Origin of the sequence: Enterococcus sp. AZ063, from assembly GCF_051715045.1 — a bacterium.
GTDB classification, from domain to species: Bacteria; Bacillota; Bacilli; order Lactobacillales; family Enterococcaceae; genus Enterococcus_D; species Enterococcus_D casseliflavus.
This window is the reverse complement of record NZ_JBIOTA010000001.1, coordinates 3,090,423-3,114,577: the sequence shown is the minus strand read 5'-3', so window position 1 is coordinate 3,114,577 and position 24,155 is coordinate 3,090,423. Positions and strand designations below refer to the sequence as shown.

General features: G+C 42.9%; 24 protein-coding genes and 1 pseudogene. 19 read left to right on the top strand and 6 right to left on the bottom strand.

Going from position 1 to position 24,155, the window contains the following annotated elements; all coding sequences use genetic code 11:
* Positions 1-138 precede the first annotated feature (138 nt).
* The 4 genes from IGK61_RS14635 to IGK61_RS14620 all read left to right on the top strand — a co-directional run bounded on the left by IGK61_RS14635 (position 139) and on the right by IGK61_RS14620 (position 4,774).
* Positions 139-1,710, top strand: a complete 1,572-nt coding sequence (locus IGK61_RS14635) for an alpha-glucoside-specific PTS transporter subunit IIBC (RefSeq protein WP_016612789.1) — start codon at positions 139-141, stop codon at positions 1,708-1,710.
* Between the two features lie 28 nt (positions 1,711-1,738).
* On the top strand, positions 1,739-3,070 hold the full coding sequence (locus IGK61_RS14630; protein WP_010749959.1) for a 6-phospho-alpha-glucosidase: 1,332 nt from the start codon (positions 1,739-1,741) through the stop codon (positions 3,068-3,070).
* A gap of 65 nt (positions 3,071-3,135) precedes the next feature.
* On the top strand, positions 3,136-4,302 hold the full coding sequence (locus tag IGK61_RS14625; RefSeq protein ID WP_074535415.1) for an MFS transporter: 1,167 nt from the start codon (positions 3,136-3,138) through the stop codon (positions 4,300-4,302).
* Positions 4,303-4,315: 13 nt separating this feature from the next.
* Positions 4,316-4,774, top strand: a complete 459-nt coding sequence (locus tag IGK61_RS14620) for a PTS sugar transporter subunit IIA (RefSeq protein WP_016608416.1) — start codon at positions 4,316-4,318, stop codon at positions 4,772-4,774.
* 55 nt (positions 4,775-4,829) lie between these two features.
* Here the strand turns inward: IGK61_RS14620 and IGK61_RS14615 are convergent, their stop codons facing one another.
* From IGK61_RS14615 to IGK61_RS14605, 3 genes are read right to left on the bottom strand one after another with little or no spacing between them, the layout of a single operon-like run.
* The gene (locus tag IGK61_RS14615; RefSeq protein ID WP_005228413.1) at positions 4,830-5,603 is read right to left on the bottom strand and encodes an ABC transporter permease; all 774 of its coding nucleotides are present in this window, start codon (positions 5,601-5,603) and stop codon (positions 4,830-4,832) included.
* Between the two features lie 5 nt (positions 5,604-5,608).
* Positions 5,609-6,412 carry an ABC transporter permease gene (locus IGK61_RS14610; protein WP_074535416.1) on the bottom strand — a complete coding sequence of 268 codons (804 nt, stop codon included), beginning with the start codon at positions 6,410-6,412 and terminating at the stop codon, positions 5,609-5,611.
* Complete coding sequence (locus IGK61_RS14605) at positions 6,409-7,383, bottom strand: ABC transporter ATP-binding protein (RefSeq protein ID WP_015510305.1); 975 nt, start codon at positions 7,381-7,383, stop codon at positions 6,409-6,411. The genes IGK61_RS14610 and IGK61_RS14605 overlap by 4 nt, the downstream gene beginning before the upstream one ends.
* A gap of 398 nt (positions 7,384-7,781) precedes the next feature.
* Between IGK61_RS14605 and IGK61_RS14600 the strand changes: the two genes are divergently transcribed.
* On the top strand, positions 7,782-8,450 hold the full coding sequence (locus tag IGK61_RS14600) for a CPBP family intramembrane glutamic endopeptidase (protein WP_060791459.1): 669 nt from the start codon (positions 7,782-7,784) through the stop codon (positions 8,448-8,450).
* A gap of 48 nt (positions 8,451-8,498) precedes the next feature.
* Here the strand turns inward: IGK61_RS14600 and IGK61_RS14595 are convergent, their stop codons facing one another.
* The gene (locus IGK61_RS14595; protein ID WP_015510303.1) at positions 8,499-9,290 is read right to left on the bottom strand and encodes a helix-turn-helix domain-containing protein; all 792 of its coding nucleotides are present in this window, start codon (positions 9,288-9,290) and stop codon (positions 8,499-8,501) included.
* A gap of 232 nt (positions 9,291-9,522) precedes the next feature.
* Between IGK61_RS14595 and IGK61_RS14590 the strand changes: the two genes are divergently transcribed.
* The 3 genes from IGK61_RS14590 to IGK61_RS14580 all read left to right on the top strand — a co-directional run bounded on the left by IGK61_RS14590 (position 9,523) and on the right by IGK61_RS14580 (position 12,312).
* A complete protein-coding gene (locus IGK61_RS14590) occupies positions 9,523-10,536 on the top strand; it encodes an acyltransferase family protein (RefSeq protein WP_438844957.1) in 1,014 nt (337 codons plus the stop codon).
* Positions 10,537-10,713: 177 nt separating this feature from the next.
* Entirely contained in the window at positions 10,714-11,778 is a 1,065-nt protein-coding gene (locus IGK61_RS14585) for a DUF1002 domain-containing protein (RefSeq protein ID WP_015510302.1), read from the top strand.
* A 162-nt stretch (positions 11,779-11,940) separates the two neighbouring features.
* The gene (locus IGK61_RS14580; protein ID WP_074535418.1) at positions 11,941-12,312 is read left to right on the top strand and encodes a YccF domain-containing protein; all 372 of its coding nucleotides are present in this window, start codon (positions 11,941-11,943) and stop codon (positions 12,310-12,312) included.
* Between the two features lie 245 nt (positions 12,313-12,557).
* Here IGK61_RS14580 and IGK61_RS14575 read toward each other — a convergent pair whose 3' ends face one another.
* Positions 12,558-13,409 (bottom strand): MurR/RpiR family transcriptional regulator, encoded by an 852-nt coding sequence (locus IGK61_RS14575; protein ID WP_005228428.1) that lies wholly within the window; start codon positions 13,407-13,409, stop codon positions 12,558-12,560.
* A 152-nt stretch (positions 13,410-13,561) separates the two neighbouring features.
* On the opposite strand from IGK61_RS14575, the gene gnd reads away from it, so the two are divergent.
* From gnd to IGK61_RS14520, 11 genes and pseudogenes are all read left to right on the top strand, one after another.
* Positions 13,562-14,461, top strand: a complete 900-nt coding sequence (gene gnd / locus IGK61_RS14570; RefSeq protein ID WP_074535419.1) for a phosphogluconate dehydrogenase (NAD(+)-dependent, decarboxylating) — start codon at positions 13,562-13,564, stop codon at positions 14,459-14,461.
* A gap of 11 nt (positions 14,462-14,472) precedes the next feature.
* Positions 14,473-15,474 carry a D-isomer specific 2-hydroxyacid dehydrogenase family protein gene (locus IGK61_RS14565; protein ID WP_074535420.1) on the top strand — a complete coding sequence of 334 codons (1,002 nt, stop codon included), beginning with the start codon at positions 14,473-14,475 and terminating at the stop codon, positions 15,472-15,474.
* Between the two features lie 15 nt (positions 15,475-15,489).
* A complete protein-coding gene (locus IGK61_RS14560) occupies positions 15,490-16,593 on the top strand; it encodes an iron-containing alcohol dehydrogenase family protein (protein ID WP_005228431.1) in 1,104 nt (367 codons plus the stop codon).
* A gap of 11 nt (positions 16,594-16,604) precedes the next feature.
* Positions 16,605-17,438: a PTS mannose/fructose/sorbose/N-acetylgalactosamine transporter subunit IIC gene (locus IGK61_RS14555; RefSeq protein ID WP_005228432.1), complete on the top strand. Its 834-nt coding sequence runs from the start codon at positions 16,605-16,607 to the stop codon at positions 17,436-17,438.
* A gap of 19 nt (positions 17,439-17,457) precedes the next feature.
* Complete coding sequence (locus IGK61_RS14550; protein ID WP_074535421.1) at positions 17,458-18,315, top strand: PTS system mannose/fructose/sorbose family transporter subunit IID; 858 nt, start codon at positions 17,458-17,460, stop codon at positions 18,313-18,315.
* Positions 18,316-18,333: 18 nt separating this feature from the next.
* Complete coding sequence (locus IGK61_RS14545) at positions 18,334-18,840, top strand: PTS system mannose/fructose/N-acetylgalactosamine-transporter subunit IIB (protein ID WP_005228434.1); 507 nt, start codon at positions 18,334-18,336, stop codon at positions 18,838-18,840.
* Positions 18,841-18,943: 103 nt separating this feature from the next.
* Positions 18,944-19,819 carry a hypothetical protein gene (locus tag IGK61_RS14540; RefSeq protein ID WP_074535422.1) on the top strand — a complete coding sequence of 292 codons (876 nt, stop codon included), beginning with the start codon at positions 18,944-18,946 and terminating at the stop codon, positions 19,817-19,819.
* 24 nt (positions 19,820-19,843) lie between these two features.
* Complete coding sequence (locus IGK61_RS14535) at positions 19,844-20,299, top strand: PTS sugar transporter subunit IIA (RefSeq protein WP_005228436.1); 456 nt, start codon at positions 19,844-19,846, stop codon at positions 20,297-20,299.
* 20 nt (positions 20,300-20,319) lie between these two features.
* On the top strand, positions 20,320-21,417 hold the full coding sequence (gene uxuA, locus IGK61_RS14530; RefSeq protein WP_074535423.1) for a mannonate dehydratase: 1,098 nt from the start codon (positions 20,320-20,322) through the stop codon (positions 21,415-21,417).
* Complete coding sequence (locus IGK61_RS14525; protein WP_074535424.1) at positions 21,414-22,031, top strand: bifunctional 4-hydroxy-2-oxoglutarate aldolase/2-dehydro-3-deoxy-phosphogluconate aldolase; 618 nt, start codon at positions 21,414-21,416, stop codon at positions 22,029-22,031. Before uxuA ends, IGK61_RS14525 begins: the two co-directional genes overlap by 4 nt.
* Before the next feature lie 96 nt (positions 22,032-22,127).
* Positions 22,128-22,850: pseudogene (locus tag IGK61_RS14520) on the top strand (HAD family hydrolase).
* A 262-nt stretch (positions 22,851-23,112) separates the two neighbouring features.
* Here the strand turns inward: IGK61_RS14520 and IGK61_RS14515 are convergent.
* A complete protein-coding gene (locus tag IGK61_RS14515) occupies positions 23,113-23,907 on the bottom strand; it encodes a helix-turn-helix transcriptional regulator (protein ID WP_074535425.1) in 795 nt (264 codons plus the stop codon).
* Positions 23,908-24,155 lie beyond the last annotated feature (248 nt).

Genomic DNA, 24,155 nt, shown 5'->3' with positions numbered 1-24,155 from the left:
AATTCACATTTGTTGTGAAAAAAACCTTTCAAATGTGAGAAACTTTTAAACAACGGAAAAGGGTTTCATAGCATCATTTTAATAGTAAAATGAGAATCAGTAAAGCGCTTAACTAAAAAACGTGAAGGACGAAAAACTATGATGAAAAAAATTCAAAGGTTCGGCGGAGCGATGCTGGCACCGGTCATGCTGTTTTCCTTTTTTGGGATCGTTATCGGCTTTTCTCTGCTATTTTCGAATCAGACGATTATGGGGGATATCGCAGCACCAGATACCCTCTGGTTCAAATTTTGGAATGTGATCGCAGCAGGAGGCTGGACGCCCTTTTTCCAATTACCGCTTTTATTTGTAGTAGGGCTGCCGATCAGTCTAGCTAAAAAATATGCCGCTCGCGCTACGATGGAGGCACTCGTTACTTATATCGCTTTTAATTATTTTGTAAATGCAATTTTAACTTTGTGGCCAGAATCATTTGCGGTAGATTTAGCTCAAGGGGCAACTGCTGGTTCTGGGTTGACCTCGATTGCAGGAATCATCACCTTAGATACCGGCATGATGGGCGGCTTGCTGATTTCGGGAATCGTTGTCTATCTCCACAATCGCTTCTATGAAAAAGAATTGCCAGAAATGCTGTCGAATTTCAGCGGATCAGTCTTTGTAACCATGATTTCCTTTTTTGCCATGGTTCCTTTGGCAGTACTCATGTGTTTTGTCTGGCCAGTTATCCAAGAGGGAATGAGAAGCATGCAAGGCTTTTTCATTGAATCAGGAAACTTCGGTGTCTTTATTTATCAGTTCTTGCAAAAAATACTGATTCCAACAGGCTTGCATCACTTTGTTTATGCACCGTTTGCCTATGACAGTGCGGTTGTCGAAGGGGGAATGGCCGTTTATTGGGCCTCCCACATTGGCGAGTTCCAAACTACTGCGTTTTCGCTGAAAGAGCTCTATCCGTTTGGCGGTTTCTCACTATCAGGAATGTCGAAAGTCTTTGGAACGGCAGGTCTGAGTTTAGCGATGATCCAAGCGGCTCGGCCTGATAAAAAGAAAAAAGTGATCGCATTGATTGCACCGGCAGCATTGACGGCTATTTTGACCGGAATCACTGAACCAATCGAGTTTACTTTCTTGTTTGTTGCACCAGCATTATGGTTCGTTCATGCTTTACTGGATGCTTCGATCGCCACAATCTCCTATGCTTTCGGGGTAGTCGGGGACTTTGGTGGCGGATTGATCAACTGGTTAGGTCTAAATTGGCTGCCCTTGTGGAAATTCCACAGCTCAACTTATATTACCCAAATCATTATCGGGCTGATTTTTACCGCTATCTGGTATTTTGTGTTCTCCTTTATGATCAAGAAGTTCAACTTAAAAACGCCTGGACGTGAGGATGATACTGCAGCAATGCAGTTGTATACAAAAGCAGATTATGACAACAAAAAGCAAGATGAAAAATTACCAAAACATGTGCGGCAAGCACAGGCCTATATGCACTTGGTAGGTGGGAAAGACAATGTCATTGATGTAACGAATTGTGCGACACGGCTGCGTTTGACTGTTAAGGATGCCGACAAAGTTGCAGATAGTACGCAGTTTCAAGAAGCAGGTGCCTCAGGATTGGTCAACCCTGGAAATGGCGGCATTCAAATCATTGTAGGATTAACGGTACCAACGGTTAGAGAATCATTCGAAGAACTAATGGCCGAATAAAACAGAATCACAAGGAGGAACAAGTACCATGAGTAAGAAAAAAAGTTCAATTTTAATTGCAGGTGGCGGAAGTACCTATACACCATCACTAGTTATGATGTTATTAGAAAGTCAAGAGCGCTTTCCAGTTAGAAAAATCAAATTTTATGACAACGATGAAAAGCGACAAGAAACCGTAGCAAAAGCTTGTGCGATCATTATTGCTGAGCGAGCGCCAGAAGTACAGTTCGAATATTCAACCGATCCAAAGGAAGCTTTTACGGATGTCGATATCGTAATGGCACAGCTTCGTGTCGGCAAATATGCTATGCGGGAACAAGATGAGAAAATTCCTTTCAGGCATAATGTTGTCGGACAAGAGACCTGCGGACCTGGTGGTTTAGCTTATGGCCTGCGCTCGATTGGACCGATCTTAGAACTAGTCGACTACATGGAAAAATACTCGCCAGATGCCTGGCTTTTGAACTATTCCAACCCAGCAGCAGTCGTTGCCGAAGCGACCAGAAGATTCCGACCAAATTCAAGAATCATCAATATTTGTGATATGCCAGTTTGTTTGGAAGATATCATGGCGCGAGTGATTGGGTTGAAGGATCGGAAAGAATTTGAGACGAGCTATTTCGGCTTGAATCATTTTGGCTGGTGGACCAGCATCAAAGACCATGACGGCAATGACTTGATGCCACAAATCAGTGCGCATGTTCAAAAGTACGGCTACACCGAACAAACACAAAAAGGCCAGCATAAAGAAAGCAGTTGGCTGGAAACGATGTGGGCGGCTAAAGATCTGCACGAAATTGAACCAGAATTTTTATCGAATACCTATCTGAAATATTATTTGATGGCTGATGAAACGGTGGCTCATGCGGACAAAGAGTATACCCGTGCCAATGAGATCATTGACGGACGAGAGAAGTATGTGTTTGATGAATGCCGACGAATCGTTGCAAACAACACAGCAGTTGATACAACATTTGCCTCAAACGAACATGCGTCCTTTATTACAGACCTTGCTTGCGCACTAACCTTTAATACGAAAGAACGCATGATTCTTATTGTTGAAAACAACGGCGCAATTGCCAACTTTGCCCATGATGCAATGGTGGAACTGCCTTGTCTAGTTGGAAAAGATGGCTACGAAGTCTTGTCGATCGGTGATATTCCAACATTCCAAAAGGGATTGATGGAGCAGCAGATCGCATCTGAAAAATTGGCAGTTGATGCTTGGGAACAAGAGTCTTACCAAAAATTGTGGCAGTCCTTTACTATGAACAAAACTGTACCAAGTGCGAAAGTCGCCAAAGAAATATTAGATGAAATGATTGTGGCGAACGAACCATATTGGCCAGAACTTAAATAGGTCCAGCAGGTAAAAAGGAAAGGGATCGGCTGAAGGAATTTCCTTCAGCCGATCATAAACAAAGAATGGAAATCAAACACAAATTTCAAGTAATCTATTTTGTTCAATATGCAACGATGGCGATTTTGATGACACAAATCGTTCCTTTTTTAACTGAGCAAGGCTATGATGCGCTTGAAAGAGGCTGGTTTTTAGCCTCCTACAGCATCACGACAATTCTTTTTCAGTTAGTGATCGGCTATTATTCGGACAAGAGCAAACGATTAAAACGTATTTCGATGCTTCTGATGATCTTTCTGGTTTTCTTCTCCATTAGTTTTTATTGGTTAGGAAAAGACCACTGGCTGATCCATCTTCTGGTATTGGCTATTGCGGGTGGATTAGCCAATACAACAGCAACGGTGCTCGATAACTGGGTATTATCGGAGTCCAGTACTTCAAAAAGAATTGCTTCAATCAAAGCAAACGGCTCTTTAGGGTGGAGTATGATGAGTGTCTGCGTGCCATTCTTTTTATTTTCCAATAATTATCGCTGGTTTAGTTTGCCGCTGCTCCTCTTTTTGCTTATCAATTATACATTTTCACGAACGATCCCAGAGAAAAACGCCTTACCGCAAAAGCAAGGAACAACAACAAACAGCGGTGTCTCGCTGGCAGACATTCTTCTGTTATGCAAAGACCGACGCTTTTTGGTTTATACGGGACTGTTCTTTCTCTTGTACTTGACGATCGTTGCGAACAATACGGTCGTTATCGACAAGCTGATTACAATGGAAAGAGGCAGTGAATTTGTTGGTCTGAAATGGTCGATCCAATCCTTTTGTGAAATTCCAGCGTACCTTTTGCTGAATCGCATGATTGCTAAATGGAAAAATGAGCGCTTGATTTTGATTGCAGGCATATTTTTAACCTTACAATTTTTTGTCTATTGGCTTGCTAGTAGCCCATTCTTACTTTTGGCAGCCAGTTTTCTGCAGTTTTTCACTGTACCGGCATTTACCATCGGCAGTCGAATGATTATCAGTGCTATTACACCGCCAGCTGTTTTTTCTTCTGGACAACTGATATCGATCAGTGTGTACATTGGTGCGGCATCGTTTCTTTCGCCATTAGCTGGCGGCTTTCTTTCGCAGGTGCTGTCCCTCGATACTGCCATCTTTATCTTTGGTTTATTGCCCTTCGTAGCTTTGCTTATCTATTCTAGCTGTCAGAGAACACTGTCGGCAATCTAAGGAGGAATTACGGATGCTTTTTAAAAGAAAAATAGAAATCTGTGCACCGGCAACAGGCCGACTGCTACCGATCGAAGAAGTACCAGATGAGGTATTTTCGTCTAAAATGATGGGAAATGGATTTGCCGTTTCTCATCATCACGGAAAAATCTATGCACCAGCAGCCGGGACGGTTCGAACGATTTTTCCAACACAGCATGCCTTAGCCGTTGAGTTGGTGGATGGCCGTTCCCTTTTGATCCATATGGGAATTGAAACAGTGGCGTTAGCAGGGGAGCCCTTCACGATCGCGGTCCAAGAAAACCAGTCAGTCACGACAGGTGAGCTGCTGGCAGAAATGGATGTAGCAGCAGTTGAGGAAATGGGCAAAGAGACCATGGTGATCGTTGTCTTCATGGAGGAACAAGGCGGGAAGTGCCTGCGAACTGACGGCGATATTCAGCAAGGAGAGGCTGTTTTTCACTTGAAATAACCGAATAAAAAAGGAGCGCATTCTCTTAGTTTCAAAGAGAGGCGCTCCTTTTTATTTACGAACCTGTAGAAATATAATTCTTCAAACCTACTCGCCAAAAGAAGAAGGCGGGAAAGGCAAAGAGCAGACAAACCAACGGTGATAAGATCCACCAAGGATTAGTTACGCGACCAATGACATACAAAAACGGATAATACTGAAACCAAGCCATCGGCACGACGTAGGTCAACAAACGCAAGACATGTTTTCCGTAGATACTAAATGGGTAGCGACCAAATTCTCGGGCACCATCGGTAAAAATATTCATAAATTCAAGTCCTTGGATCGTAAAGAAGGAAATGGCGGCATACACTAAGAACAATAGGGCGAAAAAGAGGGCGCCGCAGACGATCATTAGAAAAAGAGTCAGGACATTTCCAAAATGCCAAGCAATTCCACTATTGGGAATCGCATAAGCAAACAACAGCAAGGCTTGAATAAAACGACCGAGACGAGAGAACTCCATTTTGGAAGCTAAGACTTGAAAGATCAAGGAGCGAGGGCGCACGAGTGCCCGATCGAACTCGCCATTACTGATCATTTGTGGAAAAAGATCGAACCCGCGAAAGAAGCATTCCGCAATCGAAAAGGCAAACAAAACCGTCGCAAAGGAAAGCAAGACTTCTTCAAAGGTGAAGCCATCCACTTGATGAAACCGGGTAAACATAAACCAAATGCCTAAAAAAGCAGTAAAGGAACCTAGAAATTGTCCCAAAGCAGTTAACACAAAGGAAACTTTATATTGCATCTGACTTTTGAGATGAATACAAAAATAATGCCAATAAACCATATTCCTTAACCTCCTTGCACAACGACACGTTTGAGTGCCTGCTGCAGCCAAATTTTTCCGATCACGATCAAAAGTACGAGCCAAAAGGCTTGTAAGAGCAATGCGGAAACCAGCGCCAAGTCAGTCAGATCCCCGTTGTAAATTCGCAGCGGGACGTTTTGCATGGAAGCAAAAGGCAGTAGTTCCACGAATTGACGAAAAGGCTGCGGAAAGAAAGGCAGAGGAATGACCCCACCAGCTAAAAATTCACCGATGGAGCTGATGACGACCCGCACCCCGATGGAGGATAATGTATAAAAAGTCGAGATGTAGACCAGCTGCGACATAGCGATCACTACACCTAAACTCAGCGCCATAGACAAAAGAAACAAGAACAGTGCAACGATGTTTGCTGGCAGAATTAAACGATAAGGTGCTGGCAGTAAAAAGGCAATCACAAAAATCGGTCCGCAACGCAAGACGGCTTTTGCTAAGCGATTGGCAGCCGATTGGCAAAACCAGCGATTGTATAGATCCATCGGCCGCACAAGTTCATAGGCGATCGACCCTGTGGTGATGGTATTGAAAATTTCTGCCTCAAAGAACCACAACATAAATAAAGACAAGAAGGCTTGCTGGAGCCAAACATAGGAGACGGTTTGTTGAAAGGTCATGGGAAAGGCACTAGGATCTGCTTGGTAAAAGGCGTGGAATGCCAGAATTTCCATCAAACCCCAAGCTAGTTGTGTAGCCATCCCGGCAATTGCCGCCGAGCGGTATTGCAAGGTATTGATAAAGCGGATGCGGAAAAATGCCTTATACTTCCTCATATCTGATACTCCTGATACAGCTTGGCGACCATTTCTTCGGCGGTGATACTGGCAACGGCCAAATCGGTGATCTCGACTTGACTGCTGAGCAGACTGAGCAGCTGAGCGACCGACACTTCTTTGGGATCAAGCTTCAGAACAAGGCGACCGACGTCTTTTTGAAGAAGTTGGACATTTTCTGGCAGATGGGGCTCATTCCCTTGATAGTCGACCTCCAGCGTTTTGACATCAGAAAAACGGTGCTTTAGTTCATCGAGGCGACCATCTAGCAAAATTTGCCCTTTGCCGATCAACAGAATTCGTTGTGTCAGCGCCTCGATATCTTGCATATCGTGGGTCGTCAGGATGACTGTGGTACCTTTTTCTTGGTTTCTTTTTTTGATGAACTGACGCACGGCGATTTTTGACACAGCATCTAAACCGATGGTGGGTTCATCAAGAAATAAGATTTTGGGGTCATGGAGTAAGGAGGCTGCGATCTCACAGCGCATACGCTGACCGAGACTTAAGGAACGAGCAGGGGTTTTTAAGATCTCACCTAAATCTAGTAAGGTGACTAATTCTTCTAGGTTGCGTTGATAACTAGCAGCGTCGACTTTGTAGATATCACGAATCAAATCAAAGCTGTCATTGACGGGGACATCCCACCAGAGTTGACTGCGTTGCCCGAAGACGACGCCGATGTCTTTGACATGTTGGATACGTTCTTGCCAAGGCGTACGACCATTGATGTGACAAACGCCTTGATCAGGGGTCAAAATCCCGCACATGATTTTGATGGTGGTACTTTTTCCAGCACCATTAGGGCCGATGTAGCCAACCATTTCGCCTTCATTGATGGTAAAGCTGATGTCTTGCAACGCATGGACGGTGGTGGTTTCACGAGAAAGAAAGGCTTTGGCTGCTTGGCGAAAGCCGCTTTTTCGCTTGGATACTTGGAAGGTCTTGCTGAGGTGTTCTACTTGGATTATTTGGATTCACTCACTTTCTTTTGACAAACGCGACAAAAAGAGCATTCGAAATCGAATACTCGCAACGAGTTGGTCCAAACGAACATGGTTGGGGCAGCGGTTCGTCAGCCAAACAAAAGTAGGAACAGTGTAGCATAAGAGAGCGCTTTTTTCAAACATTACTTATATTTTTTTTGAAAAGAATGGGAATGAAAAAGCGTGGTTTATTCGATAAAATGAGCAAAATAACTATTTTTATTTTTTATTAGTTGTAAATAATGAGGAAACTAAGTATCATTATAAGCAGCCGATAGTGGCTAAGCATTTTCTGGAAACATGGGGAAGCAAATGATGGGCTGTGTCATGATTTGTCGTAACCCAATCCTGAAAAATGCAATGAGCAAACAATGGAGGAGAGCATGAAAGCAGTAAAGAATGTCTTTATTTTGATTGGCTTATTCTTACTTAGTCAAGTAGGGATGACCGCATTTAGCGTGGTAAAAATCTATTATTTGGAAGCAGGAGAACCGACGATTCCTGCGATGATCAGCTATGGGTTGATTGCCTTGCTTTTGGCAAACATTGGTCTACTGATGTTTTTGGCTAAAAAGTTAGGACTTGCCACCTTTGACTTTGGCTGGTCAACGAAGAAAAATTGGCTATGGATCGTCGGAGGGTTTGTTTTAGGTCGAGTCGTTGCAGTTGGCGGAACGCTCTATCTGCAGCATATATCCGATCAAGAGGCGACCGCCAATGATGCATTGTTAGGGGAACTGTTTACAGGCGAAAATCCGCTTTTGATCTTTTTATTGATCGCTGTTGCTGCGCCAATTATGGAAGAGATCGTTTTTCGTGGTGGGTTTATTGGCCTTTTATTCGAGAAATACCCAATAGTCGGGATCATTTCAAGTGTAGCGGTTTTTAGTATCATCCATTCCGTCACCAATCTGGTCGAGTTTTTGATTTATGGTGCTATGGGACTGATCATGGCGTTGATTTATGTAAAAACTAAGCGTCTAGAAACAGCCATCGCCATGCATTTTCTCAACAACGCCTTGGCGGCGATCGCAATGATCTTGCTAGGATAAGAAAGTCAGCAAAAAACCACCAAATCAAAACGATTCGGTGGTTTTTGTTTACTCTGGCAGCTGTCCTTGTTCAAAGGGCAATTGCGCCAGTTCTTCTGCAGTAAAGAGGAGGTCGCCTTCATCTTCGATAGAAAATGCGACACCAGCTGCAGATTTTTGATAGACGCGCGCTTTATTCATATTACGAAGATAAAGATCCTTGCCTGCATTTAATTCTGGTGCAGCTAAATTGTCTTCGCGATTGCTGCGAATGACGATTTTGCTTGTTTGCGCGCCAAAATGAAAACCGCGATGACCCAAAGCCGTTAATTGGCTGGCATTTTCGCTGCTGTATTCTTTATAACCCGACAGACGATCCGTTTTTACCAGCGGCCGATCGATCGTATAAGTGATCAAGTATTCCGTATCTTCAGGCAGTTGAATCACTTGTCCGGTTGCCTCATTCGTTATCTCAGTGGCAGGCAAGCGATACTTTTTTATAGAAGTGATCGTTAGGTCTTCTTTTGTAAAAAAGACTGGATCGATCCAAAATGCTGCCAACAAAATCGTACTTAAGCTAATACTGAGAATAGTCAAAAGGGCGATCAATACGAGGCCAATTCGTTTGCGGTGGGTGGTCAGATTAAGTTCTTGGACCATCTGCTGATCTTCTTTTAATAAATAGTCCAAGGTCAATTCAAAATAGCTGCTCAGCTTGACTACTTGGTCTAGATCAGGATAGCTCTTGCCGTTTTCCCATTTTGAAATCAGTTGCCGAGTGACAAAAAATTCCTGCGCCAATTGTTCTTGTGTGAGATTTCGTTTGGTGCGTTCTTCTTTGATAATTTTCCCAATATCCATGTGTCTGTTTTGCCTCCATCATTCTTCTTATATTATAGCAAACTCTTTTCTATGCGAACGAGGATCTATGAAATTAGCGATGCAACAAAGGGTAACATCTTTATTTATCAATGTTTCTACTTGTTGCGCTGCCTTTCTATCTTGGAAGCTTTCCGTGCTGGTCACAAAAAGAAAGGACCAGTAGAGTGAAGTATGTTTGATCAAATTTGACGGAGAAAGGAGAAACGATCGAATGAAGACAAAACAACCTATGGTTCCAATTGGCTACATCCAATTCATCGCTTCCTTATTGGTGATTCTCGTTCATTGTGGCCGACTGGCAGAAAACAACGGGCTTCATTTTTTGTTAAAGAGTCTCTTATGTCGTTTGGCGGTTCCTTTTTTTCTGCTGCTGAATGGCTATTTTTTTCAAAAGAGTACCTGTTCATGGCAGCAATGGTGCAAACGACAACTCAAGCTTTATTTGCGTTGGTCGATCGTGTATCTTCCCTTAGGCTGGTTTTACTTAGGGCAGCAAAATCTTGCTGATTCATTACGGGTCATCGGTTTGGCTACTGGCTTTTTTACAGTAGGGGTCTGGTACCATCTTTGGTATTTTCCAGCGTTGCTCTTTGGCATGTGGTTAGTACGAAAAACTCGCTTTCTTGGCTATCGGCGGCAGTTTTTACTGGCGATCAGTTTGTATGTGATTGGCTGTCTTGAAACGTACAGCAGTTATTTAAGGGGACCTTTATTGGTATGCTATCAAAGCTATCGGACACTATTTTTTACAACGAGAAACGGACTCTTTTATGGGTTTTTATTTTTACTGTTTGGGGTTTGTTTAAGAGAACACCAAAAACACCCTTTTTTTACGAAGCATCTTGGTAGAAAACTCGCGGTCTCTCTTTGCTTATTAGGCATTGAAGGTCGACTGGTGTATCTCAATCAGGGGGACGATAAGAATTTCATGCTGTTTTTTGTGCCGACGACTCTTTTTTTCCTTGCTTGGCTGATCAAGCAGCAACCCCCAAAGCGGACTTGGCAAGCAAAACAAGCAGTTGAGGCTAGTCGATTGATCTTTCTGAGTCACCCGCTGTTTCTAGAAACCGGGAAGGTCTTTTTTTCACTCGCAGGGTTTCCGTTGTTCTTTTATACGATAGCTTTAACGGGAGCCTTTCTTGGTTTGAGGAAAGTGGGCAGCCGTTTAAAATCCTATACTGTTGGGTTTGCTAAAAAAACAGTTGATGAAAAGAAAAGCGTCTAAAGTATTGCTGTACCAAGGATAATACCAAGTTACGCCTTTTTTAAATAGCAGCAGAGTTCTAAGTTTTTCTTCATTTCAGACCCTAGACGTAGGCTTTGCAAGAAAACCTATAGTACAATTACAGCAGTAAGAGGGAAAAATCCCTGAAAAAGAGATCAACACTTGGAGGATATAGTGATGAAAAAACAGACTCGAAAACCAGCGATGATTTTAGCGACTCTCTTGGTATCTAGCCAAGTTTTATTAGCAGCACCACAAGTTTTTGCTGACGAAACCAATTCAACGACCAGCAGTTCCACTGCAACGAGCAATTCTACCGCAACGACAGCCACTACCGATAGTCAAACAAGTACTTCTGACAGCAGTTCAGATCGTTTGCAAGTCAATGCCGTGGCGATCGGAAATGCCTTGACGAAAGCACAAGAAGACTACACACTGGAACGCTTAGGCATTCAAGGCGAAACACCGATTTATACGACAAACGGTAATGACTTGATGAAATACATTCCCGATGGCGGCTTTACTGCAGATTGGGCGGTCTATAGCTCGGTCAGAATGCAGACGCTAGAAAGCGGTGCAGGAATCACTGTCGATATCGCGACACCAGATAACATTACCCGCATCACTGCAGCCCAGTACCAAAATGCAGCGCTGACTGCAGGGATCACTGATGCGAAGCTAACGGTCGCTTCTGCCGTACCGATCGACGGTTCCGGAGCTTTAGCTGGGGTATACAAAATCGTTGAAGAATCAGGCGGTGTCATCAATCAGAATCGAGTAGCCGTAGCTCAAGATGAGATGGATGTGCTGTCTACGATCACCGAAGAGAATAAAGATAAAGAAGGCTATTCCGATGAAGCTTTGAATGCAGCGCAAGAACAAGCGAAAACCGATTTGGCTGCTCAAACCGCAGATGGTACGGAATTAACCCAAGCCGATATTCAAGAGACAGTAGAAAAAGCCTTGAAAGACAACGGACTGGAAGGAATCGTTACGGAAAATCAAATTTCTGAATTGACCTCTTTGATGAGCGACATGCGAGACAACAATATCTTCGATGACTTCATCAAAGAATTGGATCTGTCAGAAGCCCGCAAGCAAATCGAAGAAACCTCTAAGGGCCTTTGGGAAAATATCAAGAGCTTCTTTAGCGGCATCTGGTCTTCGATCACCGGTGTCTTCGGTAATGACTCAAATGAGTCCAACAATAGCAGCGAATCAACGGTTGATTCTGGGCAATAAGCATTTTACAAAATAACACATTTCGCTTGTATTAAGAAAAAAGAGAAGCGCGCAGGGGAAGGAGCACCAGACGATAGCGCACGTCTGAGGGCTTTCGATGTCCTCTGCTTTCTTTGCTAAAACAGGAGCAGTCTTTATTAAAAAAAGAAGGAGGGCAATCAGATGAATTTTTTAGGCAACGTGATTTGGTTTGTCTTTGGCGGCTTGATCGGTGCGATCTCATGGTTTTTGGCTGGGTGTTTATGGTGTATCACCATCATCGGCATTCCCATTGGTCTGCAATGTTTTAAGTTTGCGACGTTGTCACTCGCACCATTTGGGAAAGACATCGCTTACCGTGGCGGTGGCGTGTCCGTGTTTCTAAATATTTTATGGTTGATTTTTTCTGGTATACCACTGGCTTTAGGACATTTAGCTAGCGCAGTCATTCTAGCCATCACGATCATCGGCATTCCATTTGCGGCGCAATCATTGAAGATGGCGCGCTTAGCGTTGATGCCCTTTGGAGCAGAGATTGTGTCTAGTCGTTATTGATTTACCTAAAAAAAGATAGTCTTAAAAAACCACATTACAGAGCGGATAGCTTTGTGATGTGGTTTTTTTGCGAGAGTAAGGGACAGGATTTTTGGCAGGCTCAGCGCATTTGAGATTCAGAACTGAAAAAGTTGATAAGAAACCAAAGAAGAGTACAGAAAAAAGCACAAGCTTTTTTGCATATCAACTGTGATTCACAAAAGAATTAGCGAAACGCAGAAAAATCTAAGTTTTTTCTTCCCTTCTCAGGGTTCTTTGATTTTTGAAATGGAGCGCCGAATTTTGGCAATCGATTGTTGCGCTTTGTCTCGATTAATAAACATTAAGATGACATAGAGGGAATCCATGATGCTCAGTTGAGCGATTCTGGATGCCAATGCCTCTGAGCGAAACTCAGTTTCTTCGGAAATAGAGATGAAAACCACGTCGCCGAGTTTGGCTAAAGGGGAAGCAGCATGGCTAGTAATGACGATAATTTTGGCCCCATTGTTTTTGGCAACTTGAGCTAGTTCAATGGTTTCTCTTGATTTTCCAGTATGAGAGATAAAAATGCCGCAATCATCTGGCGTCAACAATGAAGCCTCCATCAGTTGGATGTGATAATCACTGCTGTGAAAAACAGTGATCGGCGAGCGCAAAAATTTGTGATAGGCATCGGTTGCCACGATCTCTGAACCACCAACGCCGAAGAAAAAAAGTCGTTTAGATTGATTGATCATTGCAGCAGCAAGCTTTAAATCTTCTTCTTTCAAAAGATTTTTGGTATCAGTCAATGTGGTCATATTGGAATCAAATACTTTTTGAGCCATAGTCAATTCATTATCAGACTTCTGGATATTTTCATGGATCGAAATGGCAGAAAAATCATTTTCCTGCATCAGCATTGCCATTTTGAAGTCTTTAAATCCGTTGTAACCGAGTTTTTTTGTGAATTGAAAAAAGGTCGAATCAGCGATGCCTAATTCATTGGATAAATCACTGATTGAACTGTGGCTGACTTTACTAGGATTTTCCAAAATGTAGTCGGCAATCGCTTGTTCTTTGAGACTTAAGTCTTTATAAAGCGTTTTTATTTGCAGGCGAATCGAAACAGTCAAAGACGGTTACCTCCTTTATATGAACATTATTATCTTTGTATTGTTACGTTACCTCTTTTAAAGAAAAAAAGCAAATAAAAATTATTTTTATTTTTTGTGTTTACAAAAAAATATTTTTTTGTATAATGAAAGTATGAAATGGAGGCGCTGTCATGGAGATAGGAATTATCGGACTTGGAAAAATGGGATTGAACTTGGCCCTCAATTTAAAAGATCAAGGTTATCAAGTAAAAGGGCTGGATCTTTCGATACATGCGCAGAAAACAGCGCAAGAAGCTGGAATTACACCCTATCAAACGCTAGCTGATTTAACGAATTCTTTTAGCGGCCGACGGGTTTTATGGTTGATGCTTCCTGCGGGAACTGTGACTGAGGGAATTCTTGAAGAACTATGGCCCCTTGTATCAGCGAAAGACATCGTGATTGAAGGCGGAAATTCTAATTACAAAGATTCGATTCGCCGAGCAGCCTGGTTTAAAGAAAAAGAGGTGCATTACTTTGATTGTGGGACTTCTGGTGGGGTTTCCGGAGCTAGAAAAGATGCATGTTTGATGATTGGCGGGAATGAAATCGCTTTTTCAGAGGTGGAATCTTTGTTTGCAGATGTGGCTGTTTTAGGAGGCTACCTTTATGCAGGGGAATCAGGAAGCGGTCATTTTCTAAAGATGGTCCATAACGGTATCGAATACGGAATGATGCAAGCCATCGGTGAAGGCTTTCAATTGATTGAACAAAGTGCCTATGACTTTGATTTGGCTTCCGTCGCAGAGGTATGGAATCATGGATCGGTTATTCGCAGCTGGCTGATGGAAATCGCAGCGGCCCAATTTAATGAGAGCCCTAAGTTGGAGGAATATCGCGGGGTTGTTGCAGCTTCTGGTGAAGCTAGGTGGACAGTGGAAACGGCTTTGGAGATGAATGTTGCTGTACCGACGATCGCTATGAGTTTGTTTATGAGAAATTTGTCCCAAGAAGAAGACAGTTTCTCAGCAAAAGTCGTCTCAGCGCTAAGGAATGGTTTTGGTGGTCACGAGATTGTTGCAAAAGAGTAAGGAGGAAGAACATGGAACAGTTTAAGATCGCTATAGTGAATTCCAGCAGCTTTGGAAAAATCTTTCCGCAACATATCGAGCGGTTGAAAGCAATCGGAACTGTCAGTCACTTCACGTTCGATAGCGAAATCAATGGGAAAGAATTGGCAGAAAAGCTTAAGGGATACAACATCATTATAGCAAGTGTTACCCCATTTTTTACCAAAGAGTTTTTTGAGTACAAAGATGAATTGCTACTGATCACACGCCACGGGATCGGCTATAACAATATTGATTTAGAAGCAGCGAAGGACCACCAAACGATTGTTTCGATCATTCCAGCTTTGGTCGAGCGAGATGCAGTAGCAGAAAATAACGTGACCAATCTATTGGCGCTTCTGCGCTGTACAGTTGAATCGAATACAAAGGTCCGCGAAGATCAATGGGAAAAACGAGCGGACTTTGTCGGACGCGCATTATTTAACAAGACGGTAGGGGTGATCGGTGTCGGCAATACTGGAAGTTGTGTAGTAGAAATATTGAGAAATGGTTTCCGCTGCGAGGTTTTGGCATACGATCCATATAAGTCCGCTTTGCATATTCAAAGCTATGGCGGAAAAAAAGTCGAGCTAGACGAGCTGCTAGCAAAATCAGATATTATTTGTCTATGTGCTAACTTGACGGAGGAAAATTATCATATGATTTCATTTGAAGAAATTTCAAAAATGAAAGATCAAGTATATCTCTCCAATAGTGCCCGTGGCGCACTTTTGAATGAAGAGGCAATTGTAAGCGGATTAAAAAGTGGGAAAATCGCTGGTCTTGCCACCGATGTCTTAGAGGAAGAGCCTGGTCATAAAGATCATCCGTATTTAGCTTTTGAAAATGTAGTTATGACACCGCATACATCGGCTTATACTATGGAATGCTTAGAAGAGATGGGAAACAAATGTGTAACGGATATTGAACGAATCGTTAAGGGGCTGCTGCCAGACCGTGCTGTTCAAGCGGAAAGTCGGTTTTTGGCTGTATAAAGGAGAGTGAAACTCGTGCTAACGGATTTAAAAGTAAAGGTTGGACCGCAAGTTTATCGTTACCATGAAGGCGCGATCGACTATGTGCCGGAAGTATTAAAAGAGTACAAAGTAAAACGACTGCTGCTCGTACATGGAACGGTTTCATGGGAAAAAGCGAAACCAAAATTACTCTTTTTAGAAGATGCGCATTTGGAAATTTTTTATCATCGCTACACGGGAGAATGCAGCTATTATGGCGCTGGGCTGATTGCTGATCTTGTTGAAGAACTGGCGATCGATTTTATTCTGGGGGTTGGCGGCGGGAAGTTAGCCGACTTAGTGGGATATGCAGCACATGTAGTCAATCGACCCTTTGGACTGATCCCAACATTGGCCAGTAATTGTGCACCATGGACACCCTTGTCTGTCATGTATAAAGAGTCGGGAGAATCTGAAGGAAAGTCGGAACACTATTTAAGACAGGCTGCTTTTTTGATTACCGATCCGACGTTAGTGATCGATGCACCAGTCTCCTACTTCATCGCCGGTTTAGCAGATACGTTGGCAAAGTGGATTGAATCGGAAGCAATCTTAGCCCAACCACATTTGAAAAATGAGCCCTTCTTGCAAATGGCAGGCTATACAGCAAAATTATGCGAAACAGCTATTTTGACACAATCGAAACAAGCGATTGAAGATATGAAGCGGCAGGAAGTGACAGACGCCTTTTGTCACTTGTCGGAGATCGTTATTGCAGTTGCTGGAATGGTAGGCGGGCTAGGCGATAAATATGCCCGCAATGCAGCGGCGCATGCGATGCATGATGCCATCAGTAAATATCTGCCTGAAAGTCATCGTTTTCTTCACGGGGAAAAGGTTGCCTATGGGATGTTTTATCAATTAGCCCTTGAAGAAAAATGGACGGTCATCGATCAGTTGATCCCCTTTTATCAAGAATTGCACTTACCAATGAGTTTACATCAAATGGGTATTTTTCCTGAAGATGCACAAGTCATCGATCAGTTGGTGCAGTTCATAGATTCGAAAGAAAAAGTACACTTGATTCCAGTCTTAATCACCAAAGAACGCTTGAAAGAAGCTGTTCTTGATTTAGAAAACTATTTGAAAGAAGTTTAGGAGGAGGAAAAATGGATACATTAAGTGTTACACAAAGTTTACTGATTGCGCTATGGGTTGCAGCAGTCATGTCTCGTTGGCTCGGCGGAGGCGCCACACTGACTTTACGTTTTTCACCATTGATGACGGGATTAGTTGTCGGACTGGTGATGGGAAATGTGGCTCAAGCCATGATCGTTACTGCCGCTTTACAAATGATTTACATGGGGGTATTTTCTCCTGGCGGATCCATGCCAGCGGAACCTTCGATTGCTGCGGCGATTGCCGTACCGGTAGCTTTGCTAGGAAATCTGCAACCAGAAGCAGCGATTGCTGTTGCCGTTCCTGTTGGGTTGCTAGGGAGTTATTTGTATCAGTTCCGTTTCTTTATCAATACCTTCTTAGGAAAGTATACGGATAAAGCAGTAGAAGATCTTAATGCCAAGGCAATGACGCGTTCAATTATTTTATACCCAACGCTGGCTTCATTTATTTTATTTGTTCCGCTGGTATTTATTGCACTTTATTTAGGCGCTCCACTGATTGCTGATGTCATCAATGCTCTTGAGGGGACAGTCGTTATTCATATTTTAGAAGTAGTCGGCGGAGGATTGGCAGCGATCGGGATTGCAACTACCGTCTATGTGATCGGTCGAAAAGATTATATGGTCTTTTTCTTCTTGGCCTATTTCATGAGTGTAGTTTTCAGTTCGCTGGAAATTACCATGGTCACCTATGCGATTTTTGGCATTTTGATCGCGTTGATTTTTGTTCAGTCACAAAAAGGAAAATTGGTCCCAGCCCCAGAAACGAATACAGCATCACCATCCTTTGATGATGACGATGACTATGATGACGGGTTCTAATCGATAAGGAGGAGCAGTAATGACCGAAACAATTCAAAAAGCGCAAGGCGCACCAGAAGAAATCACGAAGAAAGATGTCACAAAAGCATACCTAAGATGGCATTTCGCCAATGAGATCCCGCATTCATTTGAACGGTATTTATCACCCTCGCTTTTATACGCCATGATGCCGATTTTGCGCAAACTTTACAAAGACGATGAGGCACTGAAAGCTGCCTACAAACGCCAACTGCTGTTTTTCAATACCCAGCTGAGTTGGGGGGGCGGAGTCATCACTGGGCTGATGTCGTCAATGGAACAACAGCGGGCCGAGGAAGAGCATGAGAAAAAAGAGATTTTGATGCAAGATGATCTAATGTACAACACGAAAGCTGGTTTGATGGGTGCTTTAGCAGGAATCGGGGATGCCATCGACTCAGGAACCGTTCAATATATCTTTATTGCGATTGCTGTTCCTTGGGCACAGCAAGGAAGTCCACTAGGTGCGTTGTTCCCATTCATTTGCTTTGCACTGTATCAAGTTTCTCTAGGAATGTTTTTCGCCCGTCAAGCATTTTCGATGGGGCGCAATGCAACTGGTTTGATGCAGAGTACAGGCGTCCAAACCGCAATTGAAACACTGTCGGTTCTCGGTTTATTTATGATGGGGGTTCTGGCTGGAAACTATGTCAAAGTCAGTTCTTCGCTACAGTTTGATATTTCTGGACGAGAATTTATTATCCAAGATATCCTTGATCAGATTGTACCAGGGATCTTGCCGTTAGCAGTTGTAATGGGCGTCTACTGGTTCTATACAAAGAAAGGATTAAAAGTCACGCAAGCATTACTATGGCTGACCTTGATTCTGATTATTTTAGCCGGTGTCGGTATTTTATAAGAAAAGGAAGTGGAAAAAATGGGTGTAGTAAATTTAGCACGAGTAGATGAACGATTGATCCATGGGCAGGTCATGATGACTTTGTCACAAAAAAGCGGAGTCAACTCGATTTTTGTAGTGGATGAGGTAGTAGCTAAGGATAAGTTCATGCGGGAATTATACAAAAATGCCGGTAGCCGCACAGGGCAAAAAACGATCGTCGTTACACCAGAAAAAGCCAAATTTTACTGGGATGAATACAACTTCAAAGATTACAACTGTATTTTGATCGCTAAAACCGTCAGTGTGATGTACGACTTAGTCAAACACGGCGTGCCAATGAAAGAATTGAACATAGGCGGTATCGCCCAAAAAGATCCCGAGAAAGATCTCTTGGTAACAAAATCTGTTTATTTAAATCAAGCTGATGCGCAAAAACTCAAAGAAATGAACGAAGCGTACGGTGTGGAATCAATCTATTTTCAAGCAACACCTTCTGCACCGAAATCAACGCTTAAAGATGTGTTGAAGCAGTTCAATTTGTAATCATTGAGCGCGTTCGTCATCTGTTGAAGAGGAAGGCGGAGGATCTTATAAAAAATAGAGTTCCTCCTTCCTTGTCAGTAATTTGTGAATAGGAGAATCCGCCATGAATCAAACAGAAACATTTCGTGATTGGCTTTTTCGTTATCGGTATGTCTACCGATCGCGTTCCACGGATAAAAGCAAACAAAGATTTTTGAAGGCACTCATCGCAGATATCATTCCGTTTCGCAAAGATCTTCAGGTGATCGAGTATGATCACACGAAAAAAAACGCCTCACGCAATTTGTATGTTGGCGATCTGACCAAAGCAAAACGGATCATCTGCACATATTATGATACACCGCCACAGCATTTCGGCGATTACCATTTTTTTGATCGGCAGGAGCAAGGGCTTAAAACAAATCAATTTATTCTGACTGCTTCAGCAGTGATGATTTTTTTTGGGTTGTTAGGTACCTGGCTTTATATCCACTTTGCATCAGGGAGATTTCCCTTGTTGTCATGGCAAACAGCGCTTTTTGCTTTAGGAGTCGGTATTTATTTTCTGCTATTAAATCGCGTAAGCCGCGGGGCAGGATTTGAGCAAAATCTAACCCGCAATACCTCCTCTATCTTAGCGCTGCTGTCACTGATCAGTCAAAACAGTCAAACAGCGACTGCTTTTGCGTTTCTTGATGAAGGAAGTTTTGGAGAACGCGGGTTGGAAGTGTTACGTGATTCAGTAGGGCCGAATGCGAAGATTTATTATTTAGATTCTATCGGCGCCGATGCTCCGATTCGAGCTATCGGCAAGCAATTCAATGAAGGGCAACTGCAGCAGCTGGCGATCGAACACAGTAGTGAAGCGATGGGCAGCATCAACTATCTGTTTTGTGCAGAAAAGCAGCAGGATCAGACGTATGTGTTGCCTAGAAAACAATTAAAGCAAAAAGAGCTGAATAGTAGGAATATGCAAAAAGTCCTTGCGTTATTTGGTTAGGAAGCGAAAAAGGAGGAACAACATTTGTTAGGAATCGTATTGGCAACTCACGGACAGCTGAGTACTGGTTTTAAAGATGCTGCAGAGGTGATCATGGGCAGTGTCGAAAATATTGCGGTCGTTAATTTGAACCACGGAGAGGATATTCAACTTCTGGGAAACAAAATCCATGAAGCGATCCACGAAACAGATCAAGGGGACGGTGTAGTGGTGTTTGCTGATCTATTGAGTGCGAGTCCCTACAATCAGTCGGTTGTAACGATCAATCAATTAGAAGAACCTCTTCAGGAAAAGACGTATGTGATCGGCGGAGTGAATCTGCCGATGGTATTAGAAGCGATCAATCACCAATTTTTGGCAACACCGATTGAACAGGCGGTAGCAGCAGTGATCCAGCAAGGAGAAAATAGTGTAGCGCTTTGGCACAATTCTTCAGCAGGTGATAGTAGCGAAGAAACTGATGAGGACGATGATTTTTAAAAACGAAAGGATGACAGCAAATGCAATGGGGGTTTCGATGGTACGGGGAAGGGGATACGATCCCGTTAACGAATATTCGACAAATTCCAGGAATGCGCGGCATTGTAGGAACACTTCTGAATAAAATGCCCGGAGATGTCTGGGAGATTTCCGAAATCAACGCACTAAAAGCATCAATTGAAAAAGAGCATCTTTCACTATTAGGGATTGAGAGTGTGGCGATCCACGATGCGATCAAAGCCGGAACAGAGGAACGGGATCACTACATCGATCAATATATTCAAACAATTCGGAATTTAGCAGCTTGTGATGTACATATGATCTGCTATAGCTTCAAACCGATCTTCGGCTGGGCAAAAACAAATCTATTTTATCAAAACGAGGATGGCAGCTTCTCTTTGCTCTATGATCAAGCCGTTGTGGATGATATGGAACCTAGTGAGATGTATACGCTGATCCATAGCCAATCAAAAGGCTTTAAATTACCAGGTTGGGAAGAAGAACGACTGAAAAAGTTCCAGCGTTTGATGGCAACTTATGAAGGGGTCACTCAAGAGATCCTCTTTGATAACTTAAGCTATTTCTTAAAGCGGATCATTCCTGTGTGTGAAGAAGTAGATGTGAAAATGGCGATCCATCCCGACGATCCACCTTGGGAAATTTTTGGCTTGCCACGAATCACCAAAAATTTAGAGGATTTGAAAAAAATCATGGCCATCGTGGATTCGCCTTATAATGGGGTAACGTTGTGCACCGGTTCGTTAGGTGCCGATCCAGAAAACGACATGGTGGAGATCGTTCATGCCTTAAAAGGACGCATCAACTTTGTTCATTTCCGCAATGTGTTGTTTATGGGGGAACGTAAATTTAAAGAGTCCGCCCATCTGTCCACCGAAGGATCATTAGATATGTATGCCATCATGAAAGCCTTGGTTGAGATCGGTTTTGATGGCGTCATCCGTCCAGATCACGGGCGGACGATCTGGGGGGAAGTGGCGATGCCAGGCTATGGTCTGTATGATCGCGCGATTGGGATCAGTTATCTTCAAGGGCTTCATGAAGCCGTCTTGAAAGAACAAATGCAATCGAAGGAAACGAAGGGAGGAAAGAGTGTATGACACTCGATGAACAATTGGCAAAAACAAGGGTATTGCCTCTTTACACTGCAACAGATCTTACCTATTTGCCAGTAGTAGAATCACTGTTGATCGAACATGAACTACCCTTTATTGAAGTGACCTTCCGCAGTGACCTTGCTTTAGCAGCGATTGAAAAACTCTCTCAATCAGGCAAATTGATCGTAGGCGCAGGCACGGTGCGCACCTTAGAACAAGCGAAAGCAGCAGTTGAGAAAGGGGCGCGCTTTATTGTTTCCCCTGCTCTTGTACCTGATGTGGTGGAATTTTGTCTTGCCGAAAACATTCCAGTGTTTCCAGGAACAGCTACCCCAAATGACATTCAACGAGCAGTGGCTTATGGCTTATCAGTTGTGAAATTTTTCCCCGCGGATATCTACGGGGGCTTGCCGGCGATCAAAGCCCTCAGCGGTCCATTTTATGATATTCGATTTGTCCCAACTGGCGGAATCAACCTCGAAAATATGCAAGACTATTTATCTGATCCGCAAGTGCTAGCAGTTGGCGGCTCCTTCATTCTTTCAGAATCACTAGTAAAAGAAGGTCGGGAAAAGGCTGACAGCCATTTGGCGCATGTAAAATCATTGCTAAGTTGAGCAGTCAGCTGTAAATAAACAAGGTGAAGCAATGGGTGCCAAAGGATTTTGGTACCATTGCTTTTTTATTCGCAGAAAAGTAAAGGAGGTTATAGGATGAAAAAGATAAAACTGGTGATTTTTGATATGGACGGTTTGATGTTTGAAACAGGTCGTCTAGCTTACCGCGCTTATTTAAGAGCCGCGGAGGAATATGATTTTGAAGTTTGCCAAGAAGTTTATTATTACCTGACTGGCAGAACGGAAGCAGATATTCGTATAGGGATGCAGAAACTTTATGGCAATCAAGTACCGACGGATCGGTGGCGAGAAGCGATGAATCGTCAGAAAGAAGTGATTTTAGCTGAAGAAAAACGGGTATTCAAAAAGCCCGGCCTTCTTGAACTGTTGGAAGCTTAAAAAAAACAAGATTGCTTGATAGCCGTGGCATCCTCTTCATCGAAAGAAAAAATCAAGGCGTACTTTGAAATGGAACAGATGCCAGATTGGTTTGATACGGTGGTTTCTGGGGATCAAGTGCGAAAGGGCAAACCTGATCCAGAAATCTTTCTAACAGCTTGCCAACAATTAGGCGTAAAGCCTGAAGAAGCCTTAGTATTAGAAGATTCTCTAGCTGGCATAAAAGCCGCAAAACAAGCTGAGATCCCAGCTTTTCTGATTGCGGATGATTTGAGTGCTTTGCCAGTCAAGAAAAATGGGAAGTATCCTTTGCTTAAACAGCCAAAACTTGAGCAAGAAGTAGCTGCACAGGTGGAAACTTTTTCTGATCTGACGGAAGTCAAAGACTGGCTCGTCGTGAATCATTTTTCTTGGGATTGATCGATATTCCAAGAAGTATCGACAAAGCAAAAGGGTATGAAGCAAGAAAGTACGGTGTTTTAAAACAGGCATAGTTTTGTGGAATCAGTAAAACAACAAAGGTTCATTTTTGCAATTGTTTTTTTCCTGCTCATTTCTCTATGAAGAAGGGGGAGTTAGAGCGTTTTTCACTAGTTTCTGGGAATGAGGCAAAAGGCTGACTAGAAAAACGAATAAGATTGTAGCAGCTCACTTTACAGCTAAGTGAAGCTGCTTTTTTACGCTATTCCTTCAGCAACGAAAAATGAGCATTGTGTTTTAAACGGTATTCTTTTGGCGTCAGTGAGGTCAATGCTTTGAAATTTCGATTGAAGGTTCGCACATTTTGAAAGCCTGCTTGTTCTGCTACTTCCGTAATCGGCAAGAGACTATGGGTCAGCAAAAAAGAGGCATGGCGAATTCTTGCTTGATTCAAAAGCCGAGGAAAGGTGCTTTTCAATTTCTCAGTGATCATTCTGGAAACGTAGACGCTACTATAACCGATACTGCTGCTTAGTTTTTCGAGCGTCAGTTCTTCTTTGAAGTGGGATTCGATGTAAACAAGTAGCTGGATCAGGATATCCTCTTGATTTTTGGCTGGTAATAAAGTCGTTTGGTGTTCAAAAAGGTAAAGGACTTGATACAGTGCCGATTTTCGTAAATAGAGGGAATCCGTTTCAAATAAAGGATAGTAGAGCTGCTTGGCAACAGAGGAATCAATGGTGATCACCGGATCTGACAAAGCGAAATCTTTCGTTTTGGCGTAAAAATCTGGAATATACTCAGGTGAAAACACCAGAATATGCAATTGTGATTCCTTAGGGGTTTCAATGGCATGAGTCTGATAAGGCATGACTAATAACACTTGGCCTGTCGTAAGGACATAGGGACTTTCTTCGATTTTGACAACCGCTTCGCCATCACTACAAAAAAGCAATTCAAAGGAACGATGAAAATGTTCCATGTAATTAAGCGAGTAGGGATGGTAACTGGAAACGCCTAGGTATTCGCCGAAATGGTATTCTTCTAAAATGGTCACGCGATCTATCCTCCATTTTTTGTCTATCGTTGTGTGGAAATCGTCCTGTGAATGATAGCGATTTCATTCTATAATTATGACAGTTCAGCTGAAGAAAGTAAATAGAACAATGATTAGTGAATATTTTTAAAATGAGCTGCAGCAGTAAGTTTCTTTTTTTTGTTAGGTATATTAGTAAAGAAAACTTACTAACTGAATGAAGCTCATTCCTACTGACACTCAGTTGAATCACAAAATGCCAAAAAGGG

Coding starts and splice junctions, on each gene's coding strand:
- gnd (WP_074535419.1), top strand. CDS start 13,562: ATGGAGATAGGAATTATCGGACTTGGAAAAATGGGATTGAACTTGGCC.
- IGK61_RS14565 (WP_074535420.1), top strand. CDS start 14,473: ATGGAACAGTTTAAGATCGCTATAGTGAATTCCAGCAGCTTTGGAAAA.
- IGK61_RS14600 (WP_060791459.1), top strand. CDS start 7,782: ATGAAAGCAGTAAAGAATGTCTTTATTTTGATTGGCTTATTCTTACTT.
- IGK61_RS14550 (WP_074535421.1), top strand. CDS start 17,458: ATGACCGAAACAATTCAAAAAGCGCAAGGCGCACCAGAAGAAATCACG.
- IGK61_RS14625 (WP_074535415.1), top strand. CDS start 3,136: ATGGAAATCAAACACAAATTTCAAGTAATCTATTTTGTTCAATATGCA.
- IGK61_RS14635 (WP_016612789.1), top strand. CDS start 139: ATGATGAAAAAAATTCAAAGGTTCGGCGGAGCGATGCTGGCACCGGTC.
- IGK61_RS14540 (WP_074535422.1), top strand. CDS start 18,944: ATGAATCAAACAGAAACATTTCGTGATTGGCTTTTTCGTTATCGGTAT.
- IGK61_RS14590 (WP_438844957.1), top strand. CDS start 9,523: ATGAAGACAAAACAACCTATGGTTCCAATTGGCTACATCCAATTCATC.
- IGK61_RS14585 (WP_015510302.1), top strand. CDS start 10,714: ATGAAAAAACAGACTCGAAAACCAGCGATGATTTTAGCGACTCTCTTG.
- IGK61_RS14545 (WP_005228434.1), top strand. CDS start 18,334: ATGGGTGTAGTAAATTTAGCACGAGTAGATGAACGATTGATCCATGGG.
- IGK61_RS14580 (WP_074535418.1), top strand. CDS start 11,941: ATGAATTTTTTAGGCAACGTGATTTGGTTTGTCTTTGGCGGCTTGATC.
- IGK61_RS14610 (WP_074535416.1), bottom strand. CDS start 6,412: ATGAGGAAGTATAAGGCATTTTTCCGCATCCGCTTTATCAATACCTTG.
- IGK61_RS14525 (WP_074535424.1), top strand. CDS start 21,414: ATGACACTCGATGAACAATTGGCAAAAACAAGGGTATTGCCTCTTTAC.
- IGK61_RS14620 (WP_016608416.1), top strand. CDS start 4,316: ATGCTTTTTAAAAGAAAAATAGAAATCTGTGCACCGGCAACAGGCCGA.
- IGK61_RS14555 (WP_005228432.1), top strand. CDS start 16,605: ATGGATACATTAAGTGTTACACAAAGTTTACTGATTGCGCTATGGGTT.
- IGK61_RS14595 (WP_015510303.1), bottom strand. CDS start 9,290: ATGGATATTGGGAAAATTATCAAAGAAGAACGCACCAAACGAAATCTC.
- IGK61_RS14615 (WP_005228413.1), bottom strand. CDS start 5,603: ATGGTTTATTGGCATTATTTTTGTATTCATCTCAAAAGTCAGATGCAA.
- uxuA (WP_074535423.1), top strand. CDS start 20,320: ATGCAATGGGGGTTTCGATGGTACGGGGAAGGGGATACGATCCCGTTA.
- IGK61_RS14630 (WP_010749959.1), top strand. CDS start 1,739: ATGAGTAAGAAAAAAAGTTCAATTTTAATTGCAGGTGGCGGAAGTACC.